Origin of the sequence: Methanoregula sp. PtaB.Bin085, assembly GCF_002067035.1 — an archaeon.
Classification (GTDB): Archaea; Halobacteriota; Methanomicrobia; order Methanomicrobiales; family Methanospirillaceae; genus Methanoregula.
Genome location: NZ_MVQB01000046.1, coordinates 99,636 through 123,698 on the forward strand (window position 1 = coordinate 99,636; position 24,063 = coordinate 123,698).

At 57.6% G+C, this 24,063-nt stretch carries 15 protein-coding genes and 1 CRISPR repeat array (1 of these 16 cut by a window edge); of the genes, 7 read left to right on the plus strand and 8 right to left on the minus strand.

Going from position 1 to position 24,063, the window contains the following annotated elements; genetic code table 11:
- Positions 1–3,252: direct repeats of the CRISPR family, unit length 32 nt; unit sequence GTCACTCCCTTCGCGGGAGTGTGGATTGAAAT; it begins 1,428 nt to the left of the window's first position.
- 146 nt (positions 3,253–3,398) lie between these two features.
- Together A4E33_RS10200 and A4E33_RS10205 are read right to left on the minus strand one after the other, a co-directional pair.
- The gene (locus tag A4E33_RS10200; protein WP_292347830.1) at positions 3,399–3,800 is read right to left on the minus strand and encodes a PIN domain-containing protein; all 402 of its coding nucleotides are present in this window, start codon (positions 3,798–3,800) and stop codon (positions 3,399–3,401) included.
- The gene (locus tag A4E33_RS10205; RefSeq protein ID WP_292347832.1) at positions 3,769–4,029 is read right to left on the minus strand and encodes a hypothetical protein; all 261 of its coding nucleotides are present in this window, start codon (positions 4,027–4,029) and stop codon (positions 3,769–3,771) included. The genes A4E33_RS10200 and A4E33_RS10205 overlap by 32 nt, the downstream gene beginning before the upstream one ends.
- Positions 4,030–4,354: 325 nt before the next feature.
- Between A4E33_RS10205 and purB the strand changes: the two genes are divergently transcribed.
- From purB to A4E33_RS10235, 6 genes are all read left to right on the plus strand, one after another.
- Positions 4,355–5,698 (plus strand): adenylosuccinate lyase, encoded by a 1,344-nt coding sequence (gene purB / locus A4E33_RS10210; protein ID WP_292347834.1) that lies wholly within the window; start codon positions 4,355–4,357, stop codon positions 5,696–5,698.
- A gap of 432 nt (positions 5,699–6,130) precedes the next feature.
- The gene (locus tag A4E33_RS10215) at positions 6,131–7,933 is read left to right on the plus strand and encodes a PAS domain-containing sensor histidine kinase (RefSeq protein ID WP_292347836.1); all 1,803 of its coding nucleotides are present in this window, start codon (positions 6,131–6,133) and stop codon (positions 7,931–7,933) included.
- The gene (locus tag A4E33_RS10220) at positions 7,930–8,304 is read left to right on the plus strand and encodes a response regulator (RefSeq protein ID WP_292347837.1); all 375 of its coding nucleotides are present in this window, start codon (positions 7,930–7,932) and stop codon (positions 8,302–8,304) included. The genes A4E33_RS10215 and A4E33_RS10220 overlap by 4 nt, the downstream gene beginning before the upstream one ends.
- Before the next feature lie 98 nt (positions 8,305–8,402).
- A complete protein-coding gene (locus A4E33_RS10225; RefSeq protein WP_292347839.1) occupies positions 8,403–12,995 on the plus strand; it encodes a PAS domain S-box protein in 4,593 nt (1,530 codons plus the stop codon).
- A 335-nt stretch (positions 12,996–13,330) separates the two neighbouring features.
- Positions 13,331–13,915 carry a hypothetical protein gene (locus A4E33_RS10230; RefSeq protein ID WP_292347841.1) on the plus strand — a complete coding sequence of 195 codons (585 nt, stop codon included), beginning with the start codon at positions 13,331–13,333 and terminating at the stop codon, positions 13,913–13,915.
- A 72-nt stretch (positions 13,916–13,987) separates the two neighbouring features.
- Positions 13,988–14,743 carry a hypothetical protein gene (locus A4E33_RS10235; RefSeq protein ID WP_292347843.1) on the plus strand — a complete coding sequence of 252 codons (756 nt, stop codon included), beginning with the start codon at positions 13,988–13,990 and terminating at the stop codon, positions 14,741–14,743.
- A 143-nt stretch (positions 14,744–14,886) separates the two neighbouring features.
- Here A4E33_RS10235 and A4E33_RS10240 read toward each other — a convergent pair whose 3' ends face one another.
- From A4E33_RS10240 to A4E33_RS10260, 5 genes are all read right to left on the minus strand, one after another.
- On the minus strand, positions 14,887–16,725 hold the full coding sequence (locus tag A4E33_RS10240; RefSeq protein WP_292347845.1) for a threonine--tRNA ligase: 1,839 nt from the start codon (positions 16,723–16,725) through the stop codon (positions 14,887–14,889).
- A 437-nt stretch (positions 16,726–17,162) separates the two neighbouring features.
- On the minus strand, positions 17,163–17,720 hold the full coding sequence (gene dcd / locus A4E33_RS10245; protein WP_292347846.1) for a dCTP deaminase: 558 nt from the start codon (positions 17,718–17,720) through the stop codon (positions 17,163–17,165).
- Positions 17,721–17,907: 187 nt separating this feature from the next.
- Entirely contained in the window at positions 17,908–18,885 is a 978-nt protein-coding gene (locus tag A4E33_RS10250; protein WP_292347848.1) for a hypothetical protein, read from the minus strand.
- A gap of 287 nt (positions 18,886–19,172) precedes the next feature.
- Entirely contained in the window at positions 19,173–19,931 is a 759-nt protein-coding gene (locus A4E33_RS10255; protein ID WP_292347850.1) for an RNA methyltransferase, read from the minus strand.
- A gap of 6 nt (positions 19,932–19,937) precedes the next feature.
- Positions 19,938–20,624 (minus strand): phosphoglycerol geranylgeranyltransferase, encoded by a 687-nt coding sequence (locus tag A4E33_RS10260; RefSeq protein WP_292347852.1) that lies wholly within the window; start codon positions 20,622–20,624, stop codon positions 19,938–19,940.
- A gap of 215 nt (positions 20,625–20,839) precedes the next feature.
- Between A4E33_RS10260 and A4E33_RS10265 the strand changes: the two genes are divergently transcribed.
- Positions 20,840–21,223, plus strand: coding sequence for a response regulator (locus A4E33_RS10265; RefSeq protein ID WP_292347854.1), 384 nt, complete (start codon positions 20,840–20,842; stop codon positions 21,221–21,223).
- 17 nt (positions 21,224–21,240) lie between these two features.
- Here the strand turns inward: A4E33_RS10265 and A4E33_RS10270 are convergent, their stop codons facing one another.
- Positions 21,241–24,063, minus strand: a complete 2,823-nt coding sequence (locus A4E33_RS10270; RefSeq protein ID WP_292347855.1) for a DNA topoisomerase I — start codon at positions 24,061–24,063, stop codon at positions 21,241–21,243.

The window sequence follows — 24,063 nt, forward strand, 5'->3', positions numbered from 1 at the left end:
CGCCAAGATGCATCCGAAACGGGAAGCCAAGTCACTCCCTTCGCGGGAGTGTGGATTGAAATACCGTCATCTTGTCGGAAAAAAAATGGGACTTAGTCACTCCCTTCGCGGGAGTGTGGATTGAAATGCCCACACCCGTACCGCTCCGTTGTAAGCTGGCCCCGGGTCACTCCCTTCGCGGGAGTGTGGATTGAAATGCCCATCCGGATACAGTTTTCCGAGAGGGTGAGTGTCACTCCCTTCGCGGGAGTGTGGATTGAAATAAGATTCAACCGTGGGGATAAGGAACACCAGTAGTCACTCCCTTCGCGGGAGTGTGGATTGAAATAATTCGCCTTTTTCCTCACCAGCGCCACCGGTTTGTCACTCCCTTCGCGGGAGTGTGGATTGAAATGGCCACTGGTACAGTCAGGACAAGCTCACAGCCTGCTGTCACTCCCTTCGCGGGAGTGTGGATTGAAATAACCGTGCCAGAAATACGACACGATAGCCAATTTCGTCACTCCCTTCGCGGGAGTGTGGATTGAAATGATGGTCAGTTTCTTTCTGAAGATAAGCGCCTTCGTCACTCCCTTCGCGGGAGTGTGGATTGAAATCTGACTTGATTGCTGTAACATTAATTCTCATTTTAAGTCACTCCCTTCGCGGGAGTGTGGATTGAAATATCCTACCGTCGATGGTACTGTGGACAACTGTGGTCACTCCCTTCGCGGGAGTGTGGATTGAAATAGGTTAATGAGAGAATTGCAGAAGTCAACAAATCGTCACTCCCTTCGCGGGAGTGTGGATTGAAATCGCCTCCGGTATCATCGCCTCGATATCGCTGCATTGTCACTCCCTTCGCGGGAGTGTGGATTGAAATCCCAGAAGATGCAGGTCGTTGGCGTTGACCTGATGTCACTCCCTTCGCGGGAGTGTGGATTGAAATAGTTTCGGCGCAAGCTCGCGGAAAATCTCTTTCAGGTCACTCCCTTCGCGGGAGTGTGGATTGAAATAGCGGATGAGGCGGCTATGAAGCGCCTTATCCTCGTCACTCCCTTCGCGGGAGTGTGGATTGAAATATACTCCGCTTGTAGAAGTCGTCAGTCGGGAAACTGTCACTCCCTTCGCGGGAGTGTGGATTGAAATCTGAAAATGGATACGATGGGACCGTCCGAACTGAAGTCACTCCCTTCGCGGGAGTGTGGATTGAAATTGTCTGGAGAAGTTCGCGGGCGTTGACGACCTTGGTCACTCCCTTCGCGGGAGTGTGGATTGAAATAGCGGGATTAACGGCCATGCTCCGTAACATGCGTCACTCCCTTCGCGGGAGTGTGGATTGAAATACGTTCCGGCTTGATATCGCGCTCAAAGAATTCCGTCACTCCCTTCGCGGGAGTGTGGATTGAAATTCGGTACGAGCCATGAGGGGATATCATCCCCCTTGTCACTCCCTTCGCGGGAGTGTGGATTGAAATAAGGATCTCGGGTTTGACGCCTTCAGGGACAAAGAGTCACTCCCTTCGCGGGAGTGTGGATTGAAATCTTCTCGCAGATGACCACGGCGTCCTCCACCGGGCGTCACTCCCTTCGCGGGAGTGTGGATTGAAATAGCCAGAACAAACCAATAGCGTATCAGAATTACGTCACTCCCTTCGCGGGAGTGTGGATTGAAATACCGGATTCGGGCTGTGGTCCGCAGGAGTGTATCAGTCACTCCCTTCGCGGGAGTGTGGATTGAAATCATTCTCGTCAGTAAACTGCCCGTAATGGGGATCGTCACTCCCTTCGCGGGAGTGTGGATTGAAATCAGTAGGAGCTAAAGGAATTGTCCGGTGCAGCTGTGTCACTCCCTTCGCGGGAGTGTGGATTGAAATCCATTCGGATCCTGTCATGCCTAAAAAAGTGGGGGTCACTCCCTTCGCGGGAGTGTGGATTGAAATGTCACGTTCGCCCCTGCGGGAATGCTCGTCATAGTCACTCCCTTCGCGGGAGTGTGGATTGAAATCCCTCCGGAAAAACTCACGTAGGTACGCGGGAAGTGTCACTCCCTTCGCGGGAGTGTGGATTGAAATCTGCACAATCTCACTCATACCGGCAACCTGATGCGTCACTCCCTTCGCGGGAGTGTGGATTGAAATTCCTGTCCGGACGATTTTATACCAGTGGTTGGCTGTCACTCCCTTCGCGGGAGTGTGGATTGAAATGATCTACTCTGCGCAGGGCATACCTGCAACCGAGTCACTCCCTTCGCGGGAGTGTGGATTGAAATCTTCTCCGATACCGTTGCACCGGACACTGTGACCCGGTCACTCCCTTCGCGGGAGTGTGGATTGAAATCATAGTTGTAGACGGTCTCCCCCGAATATGCTGTGTCACTCCCTTCGCGGGAGTGTGGATTGAAATTCTCCTCTCGCTGCATCCTTTGATGGCGGGGCGATGTCACTCCCTTCGCGGGAGTGTGGATTGAAATCCATATACCGGGCTGGTCGGATCGTTGGGATCAGTCACTCCCTTCGCGGGAGTGTGGATTGAAATAGACCTGAACACCCGGATAATCTGGTAGTCCATAAAGTCACTCCCTTCGCGGGAGTGTGGATTGAAATTTCTCGGAAACCTATGCACAGCAACAGCAGGAAGGAGATGTCACTCCCTTCGCGGGAGTGTGGATTGAAATAAACAAGACCTGCTTTTATATCAACAACACCGCGTCACTCCCTTCGCGGGAGTGTGGATTGAAATTATTTAAACCATTTAGTTTGCTGATTGGCAAAAGTCACTCCCTTCGCGGGAGTGTGGATTGAAATTCCGTGGGTCCAGCACCACAAGTTTGCGCGGTGGGGTCACTCCCTTCGCGGGAGTGTGGATTGAAATCAGTCTACAAGGACATAGGTGCCCGCTGCAGAGGGTCACTCCCTTCGCGGGAGTGTGGATTGAAATATCCGATCGTTTATCGGTGATGTTGGAGGTCACGATGTCACTCCCTTCGCGGGAGTGTGGATTGAAATAGTTGTGTTGTTTGCTCTCATCGCCGTGTGAGATAGTCACTCCCTTCGCGGGAGTGTGGATTGAAATACGCACGGCCCTGTCCGGGCACTTGTACCCAAGTCACTCCCTTCGCGGGAGTGTGGATTGAAATAAGTCTGTATGACGACTCGCTTTCCGATGGGTTGTAGTCACTCCCTTCGCGGGAGTGTGGATTGAAATCTCCAATTTACCGTTTTTAATTTTTCGCTGGTCAGTCACTCCCTTCGCGGGAGTGTGGATTGAAATTGACCAAGGAGCTCGGTAATCTGTAGATGATGCAATCGACTTCGAGCGCAACATCCACGACAACAAGGATTGAAACATCGTATCCATTCTATCAGAGAGTCATCAAAACAGCAGAAGACCGTACCAATTTGGAAAAGGTCGGACTCTCACGACTGCCCCACAAAAACAACCTCCGGCATCCCGCGGAAATGCGGATCCCCGGTCACGACCTTCGCACGGTGTCTGAGCGCGGTCGCGTAAATGATCGCATCCGCAATGCCGCCTTCCTTCATCTGCCTGCGCACACTCCCTGCGGTCCGTGCGATGACAAGATCGACCGGGACAAGCAGGCTCCGCGACCGGATCATCGAGACCATGCGATCCATCCGCTCCCTTTCCACACCGTAAAACCGTTCCAGTTCCGCGATGGTGATCATGGACGTGATCCGCGTCTCTTTCCTCTCGATATAGGTGCGGACCCGGTCATCGCCTTTCCAGTACTCGATCCACGTCCAGGTATCCAGAACCAGAGCGATCTCAATCCTCTCCGTTGCAGGTGTAGGGTTCAAGGTCTGAAAATACACCGAAATCCGAGGGCATGTGCCGCTGCCGTTCCTGGATCAGGAACATAATCGCCTCATCATACGACCTGAGATTTTTCTCCGTAATGATCTGGTCGAGCCAGTCCTTTGTTGAACGGAGAATCTGCACGGGTGCACGGGGATTTTTTACTGTAACTGCCGGCGCCGGAATGCGGATACCGGCTTTTTTTATTGGTGCGGGCACTGTTCTGGTCATGGCAATATGTGAAATGTATACATTATACATTATTAACGGTTCGCATGATCCTCACCGGTTCCCGCAGCCGGGCAGCCGCCTTACCTGACAGCAGGATTCGGAGACATCCGTCTGGTTTGGCCTGGAGAAATCCATCCGGTCATCTCATCAGCCTTTCTTTTTGGAGCCGATGACTCCTCCGGTATTTACCGGATTTCCCTCAGGACAGGATCCGCTCCTGTGAAAGATCCGCTGCGGGTTTTTACCAATCCCCCGAGTCACTTCGTCACCTGTAACAATTCCTCTGCCCCCAACCACTATATTCCCGTACAACAGATCTGTTCACATGCCAGTCCACCCGATCGAGGAGCGTTACGGCACGAAGGAGATGCGTGCCGTCTGGAGCGAACAGAACCGGTTCTCCTGCATTGTCCGTGCCGAGGTCGCGCTTGCAAAGGCCGAGGCAGTCTGCGGGATGATCCCGCCGACCGCGGCCCTTGAGATCGAAGAGAAAGCACCGGCCGCATCGCTCGAGCGGGCAAAACAGATCGAGGCCGAGATCAGCCACGATATGATGGCCATCGTCAGGGCAATCTCGGAGGTCTGCGGGGAGTCCGGGCGGTGGGTGCACTACGGGGCGACCAGCAACGATATCCTCGACACGGCAACCGGCCTCCAGCTTGCGCAGGCCCTCGACCTGCTGGACGCAAAACTACGGAAACTCCTTGCGGTGCTGCTGAAGCGGGCGGACGAGACAAAGACGCTCGTCTGCATCGGGCGGACGCACGGGCAGCACGGTGTGCCGACCACTTACGGCCTCCGGTTCGCGATCTGGGCAGGCGAGGTTGGCCGGCACATCGAGCGGCTCGGACAGTTGCGCCCCCGGGTCGTTGTCGGGCAGATGACCGGCGCGGTGGGCACGCAGGCGGCGATGGGTGCGAAGGGCATGGAGGTGCAGGCCGCGATGATGGAGTACCTCGGGATCGGATCGGTGGACGTCTCGAACCAGGTCATCTCCCGCGACCGGTACGCGGAGTACTTCATGTTCTGCGCCGGCGTCGCAACAACCCTCGACAAGATCGGCGTCGAGATCCGCAGCCTGCAGCGGACCGAGATCGGAGAGGTGGAGGAGGCCTTCGGTGCAAAGCAGGTGGGCTCCTCCACCATGCCCCACAAGCGCAACCCGATCAAGAGCGAGCAGGTCTGCGGGCTTGCCCGGATCATCCGGTCCGCGGTCGAGCCGGCGCTCCAGAACAACACCCTCTGGGACGAGCGCGACCTCACCAACTCCTCCTGCGAACGTGTCCTCTTCCCGGAGGCCTCTATCCTTACTGACCACTGCCTCCGGCTCATGGCGGGCGTGCTTGAAGGTCTCGTCATCAACCGCGCCGCAATCCGAAGGAACCTCGCGTTCCTGCACGGCATCAACATGGCCGAGCCGGTCATGATCGAGCTGACCCGGAAGGGCATGAACCGGCAGGACGCCCACGAGGCCGTGCGCCTCGCCTCCATGCAGGCGCTTGCCGAGGGCAAACCGCTCGCGGACGTGCTCGCGACCGATCCTGAAGTGATCCGGTTCTGCTCGAAGAATGATATCGCGGCGCTCCTGAACCCGGATGCCTATATCGGTACGGCTGTGCAGCAGGTGGAGCGGGTGATTGGAAAGCTGTCGCCGATGTGCCCGGAGTGACGGGTTGACCTTTGAAAAAAAACTTGTTTTTCCTCTCATTTTTCCTGAAGGAATTTTGACGATCGTTAAAATCTCATTTACCTTTGATGGGGGCTGATGCCCCCATACCCCGAAAATGATGAACGGCCGCCGCCCCGAAGGGCGCCCCGCGGCGGCTTCAAGAACTTATCATTTTTGCGTGCAGGTAATCTGCCCAGCGAGGCCCCGACGAGGCGGCCGAGCGACCCCCCGCGGGGGTGGGAATACTCACAAAAAAACCAAATGATGCCAGTCTTCCGTTCCATTTTTTAAAAACATCCTGCAGTGGCCATTCTCTCAGGTTTTACCTGTTCCACCGGAAATTTTCCTGCCGTTTTTCCGGAATGTCCTGTTTCCTGCCCGATCCCGGAATACTACATTTATTAACTTCAACAATTAACATCGACACTATCCATGGATCGCACAGTTCAGGTACTTGGACGGCAGATCTCGCATACCGATATCGTCCGGGTATTTGTCATCCTCTCCCTCTCCCTCTGCTGCATCCTTATCACGGCGATCAGCCTCGCGCAGCAGACCGGCGCGGTCTATACCCAGCTTTTCTATTTCCCCATCATCTACGGCACCTACTTCTACCCGCGGAAGGGATTATACCTCTCCGGTGCCTGCGCGCTCGCGTACGAGGTTCTCTCGTACTACTACGTGTACCCGAACCCGGTGGACCTGATCTCCACCACCGCACAGGCAATCCTCTTCATCCTCGTCGCCGTGGTCGTCGCCTACTTTACCGAGAAGGTGAACACGAGCGAGGCCCGCTACCGCAGCATCTTCGAATCGTCGCTCATGGGGATCATCCTCTTCGATCAGAACTCGTTTGCCATAAAACTGACCAACACCTGCGTGGAAGACATGCTCGGCTACACCGAAGAGGAGCTCCGGAGCAAAACCTTCACCTCCCTGTTCTCCACCCCCGAGGAGCAGCGTGTCTTCTTCGAGCGCCTGGGATCGAGTGCGGACATCACCAACTTCCAGACCCGTTTCAAAAAGAAAGACGACGAACCCCTCTGGGTCACCCTCTCGTGGCGCCGGGTCACCGAGAATATGGTAAGCACCTCCATCATCGATATCAACAGCCGGAAGCTTGCCGAACAGGCTGCCGAAGAGAGCGCGGCCCGGTACCGGCAGGTGACCGAGAACTCGCCGACCGGCATCGTCATCCTCCGCGACCAGAAGATCGAGTACTCGAACCCGGCCTTCACCCAGCTCTCCGGCTACTCCCCCGCAGAACTTACAGGCAAGGACTTCCTGACGCTTGTTCATGACGAGGACCGGGCGGAGTTTTTCCGGTTCATCTCAACCGATGGCGGGAAGGGCGACCAGCCCGACATCCGCGAGTGCCGGTTCATCACGAAGACCGGCGATACGCGCCTCGGGGCGCTCTTCTTCACCTCCATCGTCCACCGCGGCGTTCCGGCCCTCCTGATCAATCTCGTGGACACCACCGAGCGGCAGCAGCTGAAGGAACGGATCCAGAAGGACACCGAGCTGCGCCACGGGATCATCTCGACCGTTGCCCACGAGCTGCGCACCCCCCTCCAGCCAATCATGGGCTACCTCAACCTGCTGACGCAGGATCCCAAGACGTACGGGGTGACGGAGGAGACCCGGGCAATCCTCGACCGGTGCGCAAAAAGCGTTGACCGGGAGAGCCAGATCATCAACCAGATGCTCGAGCTCTCGGTTCTCGATGCCGGCAAGATCCCGCTCACCTATTCGCAGGTGAATGTCCGCGACCTCCTCACAACCATCGTCAGCACGGGAGGGTACGCGTCGAAGGGCGATCTCACCATCGATGCCCCGGAGGAAACGGTCATGGAGATAGACGAGAGCAAGATATCCGTGGTCATCGATTCCATGCTCTCCAATGCCGTGAACTACTCCAAGCCGCCGCGGAAGATCCGGGTCTCCTACCAGTTCAGCAACGCCGAGCAGATGCACCGGATCTCCATCCAGGACAATGGCGTCGGGATCACCAACTCGCAGCTGGACGAGATCTTCGAGCCATTCAACCTTCCCGCAGCCGGAAGCCAGGTCCGGAAACCGGACCGGGTCGGGCTCTCGCTCTCGATTGCAAAGAAGTACATCCAGATGCACGGCGGGTATATCAGTGTTGATTCCATCGTCAACCTCGGCAGCACCTTCACGATCCACCTGCCGAAAATCCCCCCGAAAGCAGCGGAGGGAGGTCAGCAATGACGAAGAGAATCCTTGTTGTCGAGGACGACGAGCCGATCCTCGACCTGATGGATCTTCTGATCCGCAGGCTCGGGTACGAACCGGTCCTCCTCTCGAACGGACCTGATGCGCTCCGGTATGCGAAAAATGACCCGCCGGCCCTGATCCTGCTCGATATCATGATGACGCCTATCAGCGGCTGGGAGTTTTTGGAGAAGCTCCGCGCCGAACCATCGCTCAAAACCCTCCCGGTCATCATCTTCTCCGCATCGCCGTCCGTTGAGGAGAAGATGGCCTCCATCAACGATCCCTTCCTTGGCGTCCTCCACAAACCGGTCTCATTTGTCGAACTCAGGACCGGTATTGAACAGGCCCTGAAAAAACAGGATTGACCGGTAGTATATTATCCTTACAATTTATCTGCATAGAAGGATGATGAAGGTACACAGGAAAGCATACCCGCCCTCCGCTTTTCCAGGATAACTGCCTCATGATCCCGATCCTCTACGTGGACGACGAGCCGGCCCTCCTTGAGGTCACGAAAATCTCCCTGGAGACAGGCGGGGAATTCGCTGTCGATACCTGCCTTTCTGCCGAAGAGGCCCTGCACCGGCTCGGCAGCGTCTCCTACGAAGCGATCATCTCCGATTACCAGATGCCGGGCATGGACGGCCTCCGGTTTTTAAAAGTCCTTCGGGAACGGTTCCCGCACATGCCGTTCATCCTCTTCACCGGCAAGGGGCGGGAGGAAGTGGCCATCGAGGCGCTTAACTCCGGCGCTGACTTCTACGTACAGAAGGGCGGCGAGCCAAAAAGCCAGTTCGCGGAGCTCAAAAACAAGGTCACCCAGCTGGTCCGGCGGCGTGCTGCGGAGAAGGCTCTTGCCGAATCGCAGGAAAAGTACCGCGACCTTGTCGAGAACCTCAATGAGGTCCCGTATATCATCGATACTGCCGGGATCATCAGGTACATCAGCCCGATGGTCCGGCAGTTCGGCTACACGGCAGAGGAAGTAACCGGACGACCGGTCATGGACTTTGTCGTTGCAGAGGACCGGTTCGACATCATCCGGCGTATGGAGGGTATCCGTGACGGTGATGCAAAGCCCTACGTGTTCCGGATACGATCACGCGACGGGAAGGTCATCTGGATCAGCGGCTCCAGCCGGCCGTTCTACGAGAACGGGCGCTTTGCCGGTATCCGCGGCGTGATGACGGATTTTACCGCCCGGAAATATATGGAGGAGGCACTGGAGGAAAGCGAGGGACACTACCGTGGCATCTTCGACAACGCGCCGATGGGGATCTTCCACTCCGCGGCGGAAGGGGAGCTCCTGGACGTGAACCCGGCCCTTGCGAGGATGTTCGGCTACGACTCGCCCGAAGACGTTGTCACAACGGTTAACCGGGATGGCGGCACAGCGACTCTCTACGCTGAGCCGGATAAACGGCCCGACTTTATCCGGATGGCGAAGGAGACCGGGGGGTGGGTGAACACCGAGGTCAGGTTCCGGAAAAAGGACGGGAACGTTTTCACCGCATCGATGACGTTCCGACAGTTCCGGGATCGTGATGGCAGGGCTGAGCTCGAGGGTTTCGTAGTCGATATCACCGAAAGCCGGAAGGCACAGGCACGCATTGCAGCGAGCGAGCGGCGGTACCGGAACGTCTTTGAATCGGCAGGAGATGCAATGCTGGTGATCGACGGGAGAACTGGGGATATTCTTGATGCGAACCGGGCGGCGCTCGTTCTGTACAGATACGCCCTGGAAGAGATCCGCGGGATGAAGTTCCCTGACCTTCTCGCACCGGCACCTGACCAGGCCTCTGTATCAAAGGGAGGGTTCGATCCTGCCCAGTACCACCGGAAAAAGGACGGCGTGGTATTTCCGGTTGAGGTAACCGAAAGCACCTATCCCCAGAAGAACCGGACCATCTCAATCATGAGCATCCGCGATGTTACCAGCCGGAAAGAAGCGGAGGACCGGGTCCTTGCCACCCGCCGCATGTATGTCGTGCTCTCCCGGGTCAGCGCGGCAATCGTCCGGGTCCGCGACCTCGAGACCCTGCTCCGGGAAATCTGCCGGATCGCCGTGGAAGACGGGCACTTCCGGATGGCCTGGGTCGGCCTGATCGACCGGGAGAAGCAGCTGATCAGCCCGGTTGCCCACGCGGGGTACGAGGACGGATACCTTGCAGCGCTCCGCATCCCGCTCGACGCATCGCCGGAGGGGAACGGCCCGACCGGCAGTGCGTTCCGGTCGGGCGTTCACATCATCACATCCGACATTGCCACTGATCCCCGGATGGAACCCTGGCGCGGGGAAGCGATACAACGGGGCTATCGCTCCTCTGCGGCGTTCCCGTTCAGCCTTCACGGCGAGGTTGTCGGAGTCATCAACCTGTACGCCGCCGAGCCCGGGTTCTTCACGGAAACGGAGGTCGCGCTCATGACCGAGATCGCCGATGACGTCTCGTTTGCGCTTGGCCTGCTGGACGAACAGGCCCGCAGGGCCCGGGCGGAGAAGGCTCTTGCCGGCAGCGAGGAGCATGCCCGGTTCCTTGCCGGAATCCTCGGGATGTCGTCCCAGCCGTTCTATGTAGGGTACGCGGACGGGAGGTTCGGGATCGTGAACCCGGCGTTCTGCGACCTGCTCGGGTACTCGGAAACGGAGATCCGGGCACTCACATGGAAAGATCTCACGCCCCCGGAATTTTCAGAACCGGAAGAGAAAGAACTTGCCGGGCTCATCTCCACCGGTATTCCGCGGAGGTACGAGAAAGAATTCCTGCGAAAGGACAAAACCCGCGTGCCGGTCGAGATCTTCGCTCACCGGACCGTCGACAGCGGCGGTAACCTCCGGTACTTCTACTCGTTTGTTACCGATATCTCGGAACGTCGTCAGATTCTCGCGGCGTCTGCAACGGCACGGCGGGAATGGGAGACGATCTTCTCTGCGATCGGGAATCCTGCCGTTATTCTCGATCCATCCCGGACTATCCTCGAGGCCAACGATACGATCCTCCGGCTCACCGGGAAGACCCGGGACGAGCTGCGGACCATGAAGTGCTGGCAGGTGTTCCACGGTCCGCGCTGCACCGGCCCGCCGGAGGGCTGTCCGTTCACCCGGATGAGGGAGACCGGCCGGCTGGAGACTGCCTCCATTGAGGTCCAGGTTTTTGGCGGAACGTACCTTATTTCATGCACCCCGGTGACGGACGATGCCGGCAACCTCGAACGTGTCATCCATATCGCAACGGATATCACGCCCCTCAAGCGTGCGGAGCAGGCCATGTCTGACAGCGAAGCGAGGTACCGCACCATCTTTGAGAAATCAACGGACGCTGTCATCCTCATGAACGGGACGATCCTTGACTGCAATCCTGCAGCTGAGCGCCTCTGGGGCCTCCGTCGCGAGCAGATCATCGGCCACGACCACGCGGAGTTCTCCCCTCCCGTCCAGCCCGATGGCACCGTATCGGCGGAAGCTGCGGCAACCTATACCCTCGCTGCTTACGAATGGGGGACCCAGTTCTTCCCGTGGCAGTACCGGAACAGCGACGGCCGGCTGCTCGATACGGACGTGTCCCTGTCCTCGGTCACCGTTGGCGGGGAGCGCCGGCTGATTGCGATCATACGGGACGTCACCGCCCGCCGGCATGCTGAGGAGGAGATCGAAAAGAGCGAGCAGACCCTCCGCCTGATCACGGATTCGGTCTCGGACATGGTCTGGCTGATGGATCTCAATCTCACGCCAGTATTCATCAACCCGTCCGTGGCGCGGCTCCGGGGATACACGCTCGAGGAGCTCGAGCAGGTCCCGCTTGTCAACCGCCTGTCCCCGGAATCGGCGGCGATCGTGCTCTCGATGCGGGACGATCTCGTGCAAAAGGCTCACACGACCGGAAAAGCGCCCGATCCCGTTACTGTCGATCTGGAATTCTGCAAAAAAGACGGCAGCACGTTCTGGAGCGAGAACATTTTCTCGCTCATATGCGACGATGAGGGAAGACCGGTCCGGATTCTTGGCGTCGGGCGTGACATCACGGAACGCAAGCAGCTTGAGAACCAGATCCGCCGTCTCGCGTCGTTCCCGGAGCTGAACCCGGAGCCGGTCATCGAGATCAACCAGAACCGGGAGATAACGTATGCCAACCCGGCATGCCTGACCTGGCTTGAGAACCTGAAAATGCCCGGCAACCCGGCAGCATTCCTGCCAAAAGATATCGCAGAGATTGCCCGGTCGCTCAAAGAGTCCCCGTCGGGATTTATCACCCGCGAAGTGACGGTCGGCGAAGCGGTTTTCGAAGAATCCCTGACGCTCTCACCGGGAGGACGTGCCGTACGGATCTATGCCCATGATATCACCAGCCGGTTTCGGGAGAACGGCGCTCTTACCCGTGCGAACCGGAAACTGCACCTGCTGAGCGGTATTACACGCCACGATATCCGCAACCGGCTCACGGCGGTGCTTGGCTATCTCGAGCTGGCAAAGAGCTCGACCAGCGACGCGACCCTCCTTGAATACCTGTCCCGGACGGAGATTGCTGCCGTCGCGATCCGGCACCAGATCGAGTATACCAAGGAGTATGAGAATCTCGGCAGCAGCGTCCCCCGGTGGCAGGATATTTCATCCCTGATTGATTCGGCCTCCGGCCAGTTCGATCTCCATGGCACCCGGCTGGAGAACGATGTGGAGGGTGTCATGATCTATGCCGATCCCATGATCGGGCGTGTCATACATCATCTCATCGACAACGCCCTCCGGCATGGGGGACCGTCCCTCACGCGTATCCGCTTCTCCGGCTCGGTCACGCCCGGAGGGTACGTCCTTGTCTGCGAGAACGATGGTGCCGGGATCGCAAAAAAGGACAAGGCCGCGATATTCAGGCGGGTTGTTACCGGGGATACGAAGATGGGCCTGTTCCTGATGCAGGAGATCCTCGCGCTGACCCTGATAACCGTCAGGGAGACTGGCGATCCGGAGAAGGGTGCCCGGTTCGAGATGACCGTGCCGCCGGGCGCGTACCGGATTACCGGGGATACCAACGAAGAATTGTTTGAAAATCCCGGCGGGATCTGATGGGGTGCTCCTCAAAGAGATGACCGGTTTTTTCCCGTGCATTTTCCCTGTCGATTGCTGCTTTTCCGGATGCCGGATAATCCGCTGCCGGAAACCTGGTTCACCGGACCCTGTCATTATCTGACCCGAAACAACCGGCTGCTGATTGAGAAAAACCGGTTTTATCAGGGTCATGGGAGAATTCCGTCACGGCTGGATCATCTCTGATGCCATGCACCGGTGACGTGCATATATTGATATTTCTCCATCCGATTCAGTACAATCAGGCTCTCATCACTCCGGTGGATCTCCCTGAGATAACCAACGGAGCTGATGCGGGAAGATGAGTGGTTTAAATGAAACAGATAAAAGCGGGTTTATTGGTATTATTCCTCGTACTTCTCGTTTCCAGCGCAGGTGCTGCAGGCGGGAACGGCGCCGGTGCCGGGATGAAGACTCTTGAGGCGGCAGGTCTGACAAGTATGGATACCTGGTATAGTTTTGACTGGGGCAGCGGGGTACCGGCTCCAGCCATCCCTTCGTTCCCTTATTCGGGTGAAGTCGAGAGCCGGCTTATCGTAACGGATGCGTACAATCCCGGAGACCAGTTCAAGGTGTATGACGGCCAGGTCCTCCTTGGCGTAACCTCGCCACCGGTTCCTCCGGTTAACTTCCCCCCGTACTGGACCGGCGACCCGGACACGGCATATGCCACCAGCGAATTCAGCAAGGGATGCTTTAATGTCGCGCCCGGCAGGCACGAATTCTTTGTTGAAGCAGTCCAGAATCCATGGGGTTCCGGCACAGGCTATCTCCGGATCGAAGCGGGTTCCTGTCCAACAACCCCTGCACCTGAGTTCCCCACCCTCTTCCTCCCGCTGGCGTTCATTGCCGGCCTGCTCGGAGCGGTGCTCATTATCCGGGGTAGGCAGAACTCCTGATCCTTTTTTTTTGTTTTTAAAAAAAAGAATTGCCGGGTATCGTACGAATTTTGAAAATACGATGAATTTTTTGTGTCCACCTCTGCACTCATCATCCATCCCGGAAAATATTTCGCAATCTATTTCCCGCCCCGCACCGATTTTTTCCATCGCATGACCGCACGCCCTTTCACTGAGCGCCGGAGGTGGCAGCTGAGCGCAGCGGTGGCGCTGGTGCTGCTGCTCGCGATGGCGATGGCGGCGGGGTGCATGTCGCATGTGCCGGATGATTCGGATTCCGTGAACCACCTGAACCTTATATCAGAAAACGCACGTTATACCTTTTTTATTGCGAATAACAGCGGGATGAACGGCGAGCTTGATTCATACAGAATTCATAATTCAACGGAATTGCCTGTTCCTTCGGAAATCAAAAAATACGACATAGTCAGGATTGATACCAGATCGCTGGAAGAACAACTGAAATCCGGTAAGGAAATCACTCTCGTCCTGAAAGGAAAAGACTACCCGATGGAATTATCCCGGATCCCATCAGTAAACACGGCAAATTCTGATGATGATACCAGCATCGTAAGCTATCACGGTCATCTCAGGGGGACACAGAGTGATGTCATGCTCTTCGTAAGTCAGAATTATCTCAGTGGTTCTGTGTTACTGGGCGGCGAAACATACGGGATCGATTTCGTCTCAGGGAAAAAGGGCGGTGAGCCCGGTGAGAACCTCGCTGGATACCCATTGCACATCATCTATAATGAAAAAGATGTCGATTACCGGAATTTTTCAATCGATGCTCCGCCCCATTTTCCGCCGGCTGAATTCAAGCAGTAAAATGAGAATCTTCCGTAAATTCACGGTCTGATAAAAATAAATCCTGTTCTCCCGCTCTCATCGATTTACCCGGTTCCAGCTCCGGACTTCGATGGAAATTGAAACAGCCCTGCAGGGATAGCAGTCCGGAAAAAAAGAGATTTTCAGATATACCGCGCCTTCATCGAAAGCTTCCGCGGCGTGTACAGCGGCCGGAACGGCTTGCCCTCAACATCCTTCTTCACGGCAGTGATCAGTGCATCGACCGTCATCTGCTCCTTGAACGGCTTGTTGGGCTGCGATTTCTTCCGGACAGTGATGGTCAGCTTCTTCGAGCTCATCTCCTCGTCGCCGACAACCACCACGTACGGGACCCAGTCCATGCCGGCCTCGCGGACCTTCTTGCCCATGGTCTCGTTCCGGTCGTCCATGTCGCACCGGATATTTGCCGCGTTGATGGTCTTCACGAGATCTTCGGCAAACGCGAGGTGCTTCTCGGTGACCGGCACGACGCGGACCTGCGAGGGCGAGAGCCAGGTCGGGAGGGCGGGGACCGGCTGGGTGGAGATGTTCTCGAGGATGGCGCACAGCACGCGCTCGACGCTGCCCGTGGGCGAGCAGTGGAGGATGGGCGGGTGGACCGGGGTGCCGTCCTCCTTGTGGTATTTTATGTTGAACCGGGTCGAGCTCTCGACATCGATCTGGACGGTCGGGTTCTCGATCGGGCGCTTCTGGCCGTCGATGGCCGCAAGGTCGATCTTGGCAACCCAGTAGTGGACGCGGTCGGAGAGGATCTCAATCAGCATCGGGCAGTCGGAGTCCTTCACGATCTTCTTCACCCACGCTTCGTTCTGGGCATAGAAGTCCTTCGTGCACCGGAAGGCGGCAACGAGCTCGGTCTCGAAGTCCCTGCCGGTCTGCCAGCCCATCGCAAGCTGGTCCTCGAAGCACTTCAGGGCCTGCGGCATGTCGAGGCAGAGCGAGTGCATGTCGGGCATCGTGAACGCACGCAGGCGCTTGAGCCCGATGACCTCGCCCTTCTGCTCGTGCCGGAAGGAGTAGGTCGAGAGCTCGTACATCTTCATCGGCAGGTTGTTGGGCGAGATGTGCATGTCCCGCATGATCGAGAACATGCCGAAGCAGGCCGCGAACCGGAGCATCATATCGCGGTTGTTGGACTTGAAGCGATACTGCCGCTCGCCGAACTTGTCCGCGTGCTCGAAGATGGCCTTGTCGCCAAGATCATACATGACCGGAGTCTCGACCGGCGTACCGCCGTACTCGAGCACCATCCGGAGCACGTAGTCCGCGAGCAGGTCGCGGAGGAGCTTGCCCTTCGGCATCCAGCGCAGGCAGCCGACATCGGACGCGGGCTCGTAGTCCACGAGCTCCTTGCCCCGCATCAGTTCGACATGGGCAGGCTCGCCGCCGACCGGGGTCGCGATACCAAGCTCCTTCTTCACCAGGCACCCGAACGGGGAATCGTCGAGATACTCCTTGTAATCGTGCTTCTTGCCGTCCGGAGTGAGCACGAACCAGTCGTGGGTAACCTCCTTCTTTGCCGGCTTTGCCGCCCCTTCCTCACCACCCGGCACGATGGTCTTGGACAGCTCGGAGAGCGGGTGGCCCTTGCACGAGAGTTTGAATGCCTTGTACCAGCCGAACGGCGCACGCTTGACGGAAAGGCCGTCGGCCTCGAGCCCGGCCTTGAGCGAGTCGAGCACGGTGACGGCAGTCTTGGGCGACGCGAGATCGCTCGAGAGATGGGCGTACGGGTAGAGGAGGACCCTGTCCACGTTGACCTGCCCGGCGGTCTTTTTTATCTCCGCGATGCCCTGCAGGACAACGCCCTCAAGGTCTTCCTCATCGATCGATTCCACGGCACAGAAAACGGTGAGTGTCTCCTCGTCCCTGTCCGAGAGGACGGAACACTCCTCTGCCATCTTTGTCTTCTTTTTTGCTTCGTATTCGATGTAATCTGAATGAATGAGAAGAAGTCGCATGAATTCATCTCCGGTCCGGTAGGATCATCCGTATAAAATGGGTTTTTCTGCTATATTATAGTGGGTAATCTGTTCTGGCGGAGGAACAGTCGGATACAGATCGAGAAGAAGGAAAGAATGAGCAATAATTTCCCGAAAATTTAAAAAAATACGACTCCTCCTCGCCTCAGGGTTGCTCCGTTGGGAAAAATGTAAAAAACCCGTGGACTTATGAGCATACCCACCCCCTTCGGGGGTCGGTGCGACGCCTCGTCGGGTCGCGCTTGGGCAGATTACCAGGTCTCGTACTCATGAAGATACACGGTAATCGAAGCCGCCGCGGGGCGTCCTTTGGGGCGGCGGCCGTTCATCATAACCGGGGGTATGGGGGCATCAGCCCCCATCATTGAAAAATCAAGAAAGAATACGAAAAATAGTAGTTCCGGTCGAGTACCCGGTTATTCCTTCTTCTTGTTCGCGTGGTACCGGGAGAGCGTTGCCTGCTGCTGGTCCATGTATTTCGCATCGGCCTTACTGTAATACGGATTAACTGCCCGCTCGGTGGTGTAGAAGACGAGCTGGCCGATCGGCATGCCGGCATACACTTTCACCGGCCGGGTGTTGACATTGCACATCTCCAGCGTGATCGTGCCGCGGAACCCGGCATCGATCCAGCCACCGGTCTGGTGGAGCGTGACACCGAGCCGGGCGATGCTTGACTTGCCCTCGATGGTGGCGACAATGTTGTCCGGAAGCTCAATGCACTCCAGCGTCCGGGCGAGGACAAACGCGCCTGGCTGTATTACGAACTCGTCCGCCTCGGTCTCTTCGACACCGGTTGTGATCGATTTTTTATCGCGGGGATCGATGACCTTGTCCGAAGATTTGTACCAGATGAAGTGGTTGCCGAGCCGGATGTCGATGGAGTTCGGCTGCACCAGGCTTTTGTCGTACGGTTTGATTTTAATGTGCTCCCGTTCGATGCGGTCGAGGAGCTGCCAGTCAACGAGAATCATCGGCACATGTATGGGGTTTTTCAGGAGATAAGGGATTAGGTGCAATATCCAGGCTTTTTATCCGGTGTCTGATGAGGATTGACCCCCGCCGCCCCCGACGGGGCGCCCCCGCGGCGGGCAGATTACCGGTTTCCTCTGGCCGGCTTTTATATCTTCATTTCAGGCAGAAGAGATCTGGAAAACCCGTTCACTGCATCTTCGACGCGTATGTGTTGAGGTACACCGTCTCGACTTTGCGGATCTTCGCGATCTCAGCAACGATGAGGTACATGTGGATGATGGCAAGCTCGACATCGTCCCGCGAGAGCGGTTCGTACAGGCCGCGGAGGTTGTCGGCCGGGTGATCGGCCTTGGCAAAGATGTAACTCATCTCCGCCTCGATCATGGTGAGGAACGCGTCGCTTTTTGCGTTCTGCTCGAGATACGCAAAGATGCGGTTGAGGTACTGGTCCTGGCCGATCTTCCGCTCGCGTCCCTTCCGGTCCTTGTACTGGGATTCCTGCACGGGGACGACAGAGTCCGCGACTGCTGCAAGAATCTTCCGGACTGCGATCATGGCCTCGGAGAAGGACTCCGGGTTATAGAAGTCCAGCTGTTCGTTGATGGCAAGGAGTTCCTCGCCCACGCGGGGGCAGTGCTCGCGGATGAAGCGGTCAGCAGCCACCCGGGAATCCTCAAAAAGGCTCTCTGCATATTCCCCGACCGAGAGCGCGATGTTGACTTCGGTGACGTAGTTGTGGACCGCGGTCTTGAGCCGCTCGAAGTCGTTGAGCATTTCATGGTGCCGGTTCACAATCTGGATCTTCTGGGCATCCTGAGGCCCGAGTTTCTGGATGTTCTCCGGCAGTGTTGCCCGGATGTAGGACTCGAGCTGCGGCATACCGATGGGGCGGGGCTTGCGCATCCGGTCGTCGCGGAGGACCGGGCGATCGCTCGTGAAGTATTTCCGGCAGGTCCCGAGCTCCGCGGGATCGAAGACCGGGGGATAGCCGGTGATCTCGAAGTCAATCCACTTCTGGGCATCCGAATCGTGGAGGAGACGGGCGAGACGCTTGGTTTTCATCAGAATCTGCGATATCGGGAGCTGGTTCATCTCCAGATCTTCGAGAATAACGTCAGACAGTTCCTTTGCTGTCTTCAGGTTGGAAGTCCGCAGTTCCTCCATGCGCTTTGTAATAGTTATTCAGGGTATATTAAAAAGGGTGCGGCGATACATGGGAGGGACAATTTTTGTATGCTGCAGGTAATATTTCCCGCCAAAATAAAAAGATGCGGGCATTGACACTCCCGAATTATCCTTGTGATGAACGGCCACCGCCCCGAAGGGCGCCCCGCGGCGGCATTCAATTACCGGTTTCCTGAAACAGGAGATTGACCCGCAGTGCCCCGAAAAGGGCCTTGAGATGGGGAGCCACCATATATTGATTGGATTTTCATGAAAGGAAAGACCCGCTACTCCCTGTCTTCATCTACTCCGTCTTCCAGGTTCACCGCGCCCGTCCTGTCGCGGTCGAGCGAGGACGGGTCGATGTGCCACTCGCTCCGGCGCAGCAGGCCGTGGAGCGTACTCGCCTCCCGGCTCGTCAGGTTGCACCGGCCGAGAATGCGGCGGATGAGGATCATCGTGTTCTCGCGCTTGAACTTCGGGTGGTGGACGGTGTCGAGGTACCGGTCGATATGGTCGTACAGATACCTCATGTCGGTGGGTGATGCGAGCCGGAACGCGGGGAGCGGCAGGTCCGCAAGCTCGTAGCAGACAATGCCGACCGCGTGCGAGAGGTTCATGATCGGGTACTCCTCGTTCGTCGGGATGGTGCAGATCATGTCGCTGCGTTTCACCTCTTCGTTGTTGAGGCCCCAGTTCTCGCGCCCGAACAGGATCGAGACACGGCCGCCCGCGTCCTTCAGCCGTTCCCGAATCTCCCTGGGCGAATAGAATGGCATCCGCATGGAATGGCAGACCGACTTGCTCACGGTTCCCGTGGTCGCGATTACGATATTGCTCCGGGCAAAGACATCCCCGATGGTGCAGGTCTCGGCTGCGGCAAGCACGTCCTGCGCATGCGATGCCCGGGCTTTCGCTTCATTACCGAGCGGGCAGGGATCAACGAGCACAAGGCGTGTAAACCCGAAGTTCTTCATCACGCGGGCGCAGAACCCCACGTTTCCCTCGTAGATTGGGGCAACAAGGACGATGTCGATCTCGGGCATAAAAAATTACTGGATGGCGTCGACCGTTGCCTTCAGCACGGCAGCGCCCTGGTCGTACACCGCGTTCCCGACCACGATGGTGTCGGCATACCTGCTCATCTCGGCTGCCTTCTCCGCGGAGTTGATCCCGCCGCCGTAGTAGAGGACGGATTTGTCGAGCGCGTCCGATGCAGCCTTTACGATCGCAGGGTTGCCGTACGTGCCGCTGTATTCGATGTACACGATGGGGAAGTGGAAGTAGTGGTCGGCGACGGTGACATAGGCAGCGACCTCCTCTGCCTTCAGGTCACAGAGGGACTTGGTGACTTTGCCAACCGAGGAATTGGGATTGAGCACGATATAGGCCTCGGGCACGATGACGTCCCATGGGATCTTCCCTTTTGCCATCTGCACCCAAGCCCGGTGCTTCCCGACAAGCCATGTGACATCGGTGGTGTTCATCACGCTGGGCACGAAGACATAATCGATACCCTGCACCAGCACGGCCTCGGGGCCAGCGGGCTCCATCACGAGCGGCAGGCCGTAGGCCTTCACCTGTTTCTGGAGTTCCGCAAGGTTCTCCTGCGTCACGTTCAGGGTACCCGAGAGCATCAGGGCGTCGGTGCCGCTTGAGGCGATGGCCTCGATGTCGCCGGGCCTCAGCTGCTTGTCCGGATCGAGCTTGGTCACGTGCACCCAGTCTTTCCATTTCATCAGTATCACCAGATACGTGTGTCTTCCTTTCTCATAAACCGGTGGCATCAGCAGCACGGGGAGAAAAATTCCGCCAGCCGGAATCCGACCGGTGGTTCAGGGATTCTGGGAGAACGGCCCATTCCGGTGAGGACCGTTTTTCCGCGTTCCTGCAGGTACGACAGATATGTTTATAAATTTTAAAGATATTACAAAAAACATAATTCAATGAAATAATGGGGTGTGTATCATTGTCCGGAGCTTCGGTACTTATTGTTGAAGACGACGATATTCTCGCACGGGTGGAAGACTGGCGCCTGAAAAACCTCGGGTACATGGTCAGCGGAAGGGTCGCGACCGGTGCGGAGGCGATGGAGGTTGTCGTCAACAACCGGCCCGATGTAGTGCTCATGGATATCAACATCCGTGGAACCATGGACGGGATTGAAACGGCCCAGATGATCAAGAAAGGGTACGATATTCCCGTCATCTATATGAGTTCCCATCCCGATACCGTGACAGTCGAACGGGCGAAAGCCACAAAACCCGAAGGATTCATTGTCAAACCATTCCATGATGCCGATCTCCGGGTAGCAATCGAGCTGGCGCTGAAAAAATAGCATCCGTCATCCGGCCGTTACAGCTGGATGATCTCCTTCTTCTTTCTGAATATCGCCTGGAAGTCCCGGACCTTCTGCACGGGAATCCCTGTCTCCTTTGCCACCGCGGCAGGATCGGCGGCCGCGAGCGTTTTCCCGTCCGTGACGCCGGCAAGGATCAGTTTCCCGGCGATCTGCTCGGTTACCCCTTTGATGGTGAGGAGTTCCTTCCGCCCGCGTTCCGTCTGGGTTTTTGCAACCTTCTTCGGTGCCTGCTTTCCCAGGGCTTTGCATACCATCTCCACGTGTTTCTGTACCGTGCCAAGGGACATGCCCGTACGCTCGCTGAGCGTCTCTGGCTTCAGATCGCAGAATGCATCAGGCGTTATGAAACCGGCGGCGAGGTACTTCTTCAGGCTGACGGCGGGAATCCCCATCTCCCGCAGTACCTGTCCGTAGTAGACGCTCTTTGCCTCTGCCAGCACCTGTTCTGCCTCGGTATCGCCGATCCCGGCGGTCTTCAGGGCAGATACATCCGCTTTTGCAAGGCCTGCGAGTTCTGTGATGCCCTGCGCTTTCAGGCAGTCCATGATCTTTGCATAACTGCGGCCCTTGCGCGGGATGAGCCGGTCCCGCAGGAATTTCCGGCACTCCGACCGCTTGCGGAGCTTCTCGAGCATCGTGCCGGCATCGGCAACGACCTGTGCAGCTTCGGATACCATCAGGCCGAGCCGTTTCGCGAGATCCTCCGGTGTGCTGCGGGCGAGCTCCGCAACCGTGTAGATGTGCTGTTTCTGGAGTTTTTCAGAGAGCGCCGGTGTCATGGACGGCATCGCGGCAAGGGACTCCCTGTTGGACTCGATGTGGTGGCAGAGCGGGCAGCCGATGTCCCACGGGCGGGCGCCTTTCCGGACGAGCCGGACGAAGTTGAGGCCGTGTTTTTCGCAGATCTCGTCGATCCTGACTGCAAAGCCCCACTGGGCCATGGGAAGGCCGATGTTGAACGTGCACTCGGGATACCGCGAACAGCCGATGAACTGGGTGTTGCCCCGCATGTGCCTGATGGCGAGGGTGCCGCCGCAGACCGGGCATTTTCCGAGGTTCATCTCCTCGGCGGTACGGTTGCGGATGTCGTCGCCAATCACCTGCTCGTTTGCCTCGAGCTGGTCGAACGCCTTGTGCAGCATCTCGCGCGATTCCCTGATCACATCTTCCCGTGTCCTCTCGCTCTTCTTGATCTGTTGCATGTGGTCCTCGAGCGTCCGGGTCATGTCGGGCTTTGTCACGGTGTCGGCATGCTGCTCGAGCGACTCGGTCACAACCCTTCCGACAAGGGTGGGACGGAGCGGGTTACCTTCGACGTATTTGCGCGAGACGAGCTTTGCGATGACCTCGTGCCGGGTGCTTTTGGTGCCAAGCCCGAGTTCCTCCATCCGCTGGATCAGCTTGCTCTGTGTGTACCGGGCGGGTGGCTGGGTTTCCTTCTCGTCGAGGGTCACCTTCTTCACGGGCAGCTTCTCACCGGTCGCGAACGCGGGGAGGATAACTTCCTTTGCCTCGGAGAACGGGTATACCGCGTGCCAGCCGGGTTCGAGGAGCTGGCCTCCCGTCGTGGTGTACTCCTCGCCGCCGGCAACAAAGAGGATCTTCAGCGTCTTCCACTGAGCATCGGGAGCCAGGGTTGCGAGGAACCGGCGGAGCACAAGCTCGTAGATCCGGAACGCGTCATCGCCCAGCTGCTCGCGGGTGGCTGCACCGGTCGGGTGGATGGGGGGGTGGTCGGTGGTGGATTTCTTGCCGCGGGTTGGTTCCGCCCGGCGGTTCTTCTGGATCCATTCCACGTCCTTTCTGAACGGTGAAGAGAGCAGGGTTTTTAAAATACCGTTGATGTCGAGCGAAGCCGGGTACACGGTGTTGTCGGTCCTCGGGTACGAGATGAAACCGTTCATGTACAGGTCCTCGGCGATCCGCATGGCGTTGGCCGCGGAGAACCCGAGCCTTGCCGCTGCAACGATATAGGTCGTGGTGTCGAACGGCGAGGGGGCACGGTCCTGCTTGGTGCCTTCCCTGACCTCGGTGACAACGAGCGGATCCTTTGTCCGGTCGCGGGCAGCTTCTGCCTCCGCCTTGTCGTGGAACCGGCCGTGCGTGTGCCGGGCCTCGATCGTTTCGCCACGCTTCTCGGTCTCGAGGCCGAGCTGCCAGTACTTCTCCGGCACAAAGGCTTCGATCTCCTTCTCCCGGTCCACGATCATGGTGAGCGTGGGGCTCTGGACCCTGCCGACCGAGAGGATGTTTGCCCCGCCCCGCTTTGCAGCAAGCGAGATGAAGCGGGTGAGGGATGCGCCCCACATCAGGTCAATGGACTGCCGGGCCTCGCCCGCTGCCGCAAGCGCGAAGTCGAGTTCCGCGGTCTTTGAAAACGCGTGCCGGAGTTCCCCTTTCGTGATAGCCGAGAACCGGGCACGGTCGATTGGCACATTCTTATTGACGGCACGGATCAGCTCGTAGGCCTCCTTGCCGATCAGTTCCCCTTCTGTATCAAAGTCCGTTGCTATGGTGACGCGGTCGGCTTTCTTTGCCAGCTTCTGAAGGAGGGCGACGATCTTCTTCTCGGTCGGGACCTTGATGGTCTTTGCGTCGATGAGGCTCCGCGGAGTGTACTGCTCGCTCCGCCAGTTTGAATAGCCCGGCTCGAAGTCGATCTCGACAACATGGCCACGGAGACCGACCGTTGTCGTGTCCCCGTACGAGTACGTCGAGACACCGGCATCCCTGTGCTCGGTGATCTTCTTGCCCTCGCCAAGGATCTCCGCGATGCGCCGTGCCGAGATGTTCTTCTCCGCAACGATCAGGTGCAT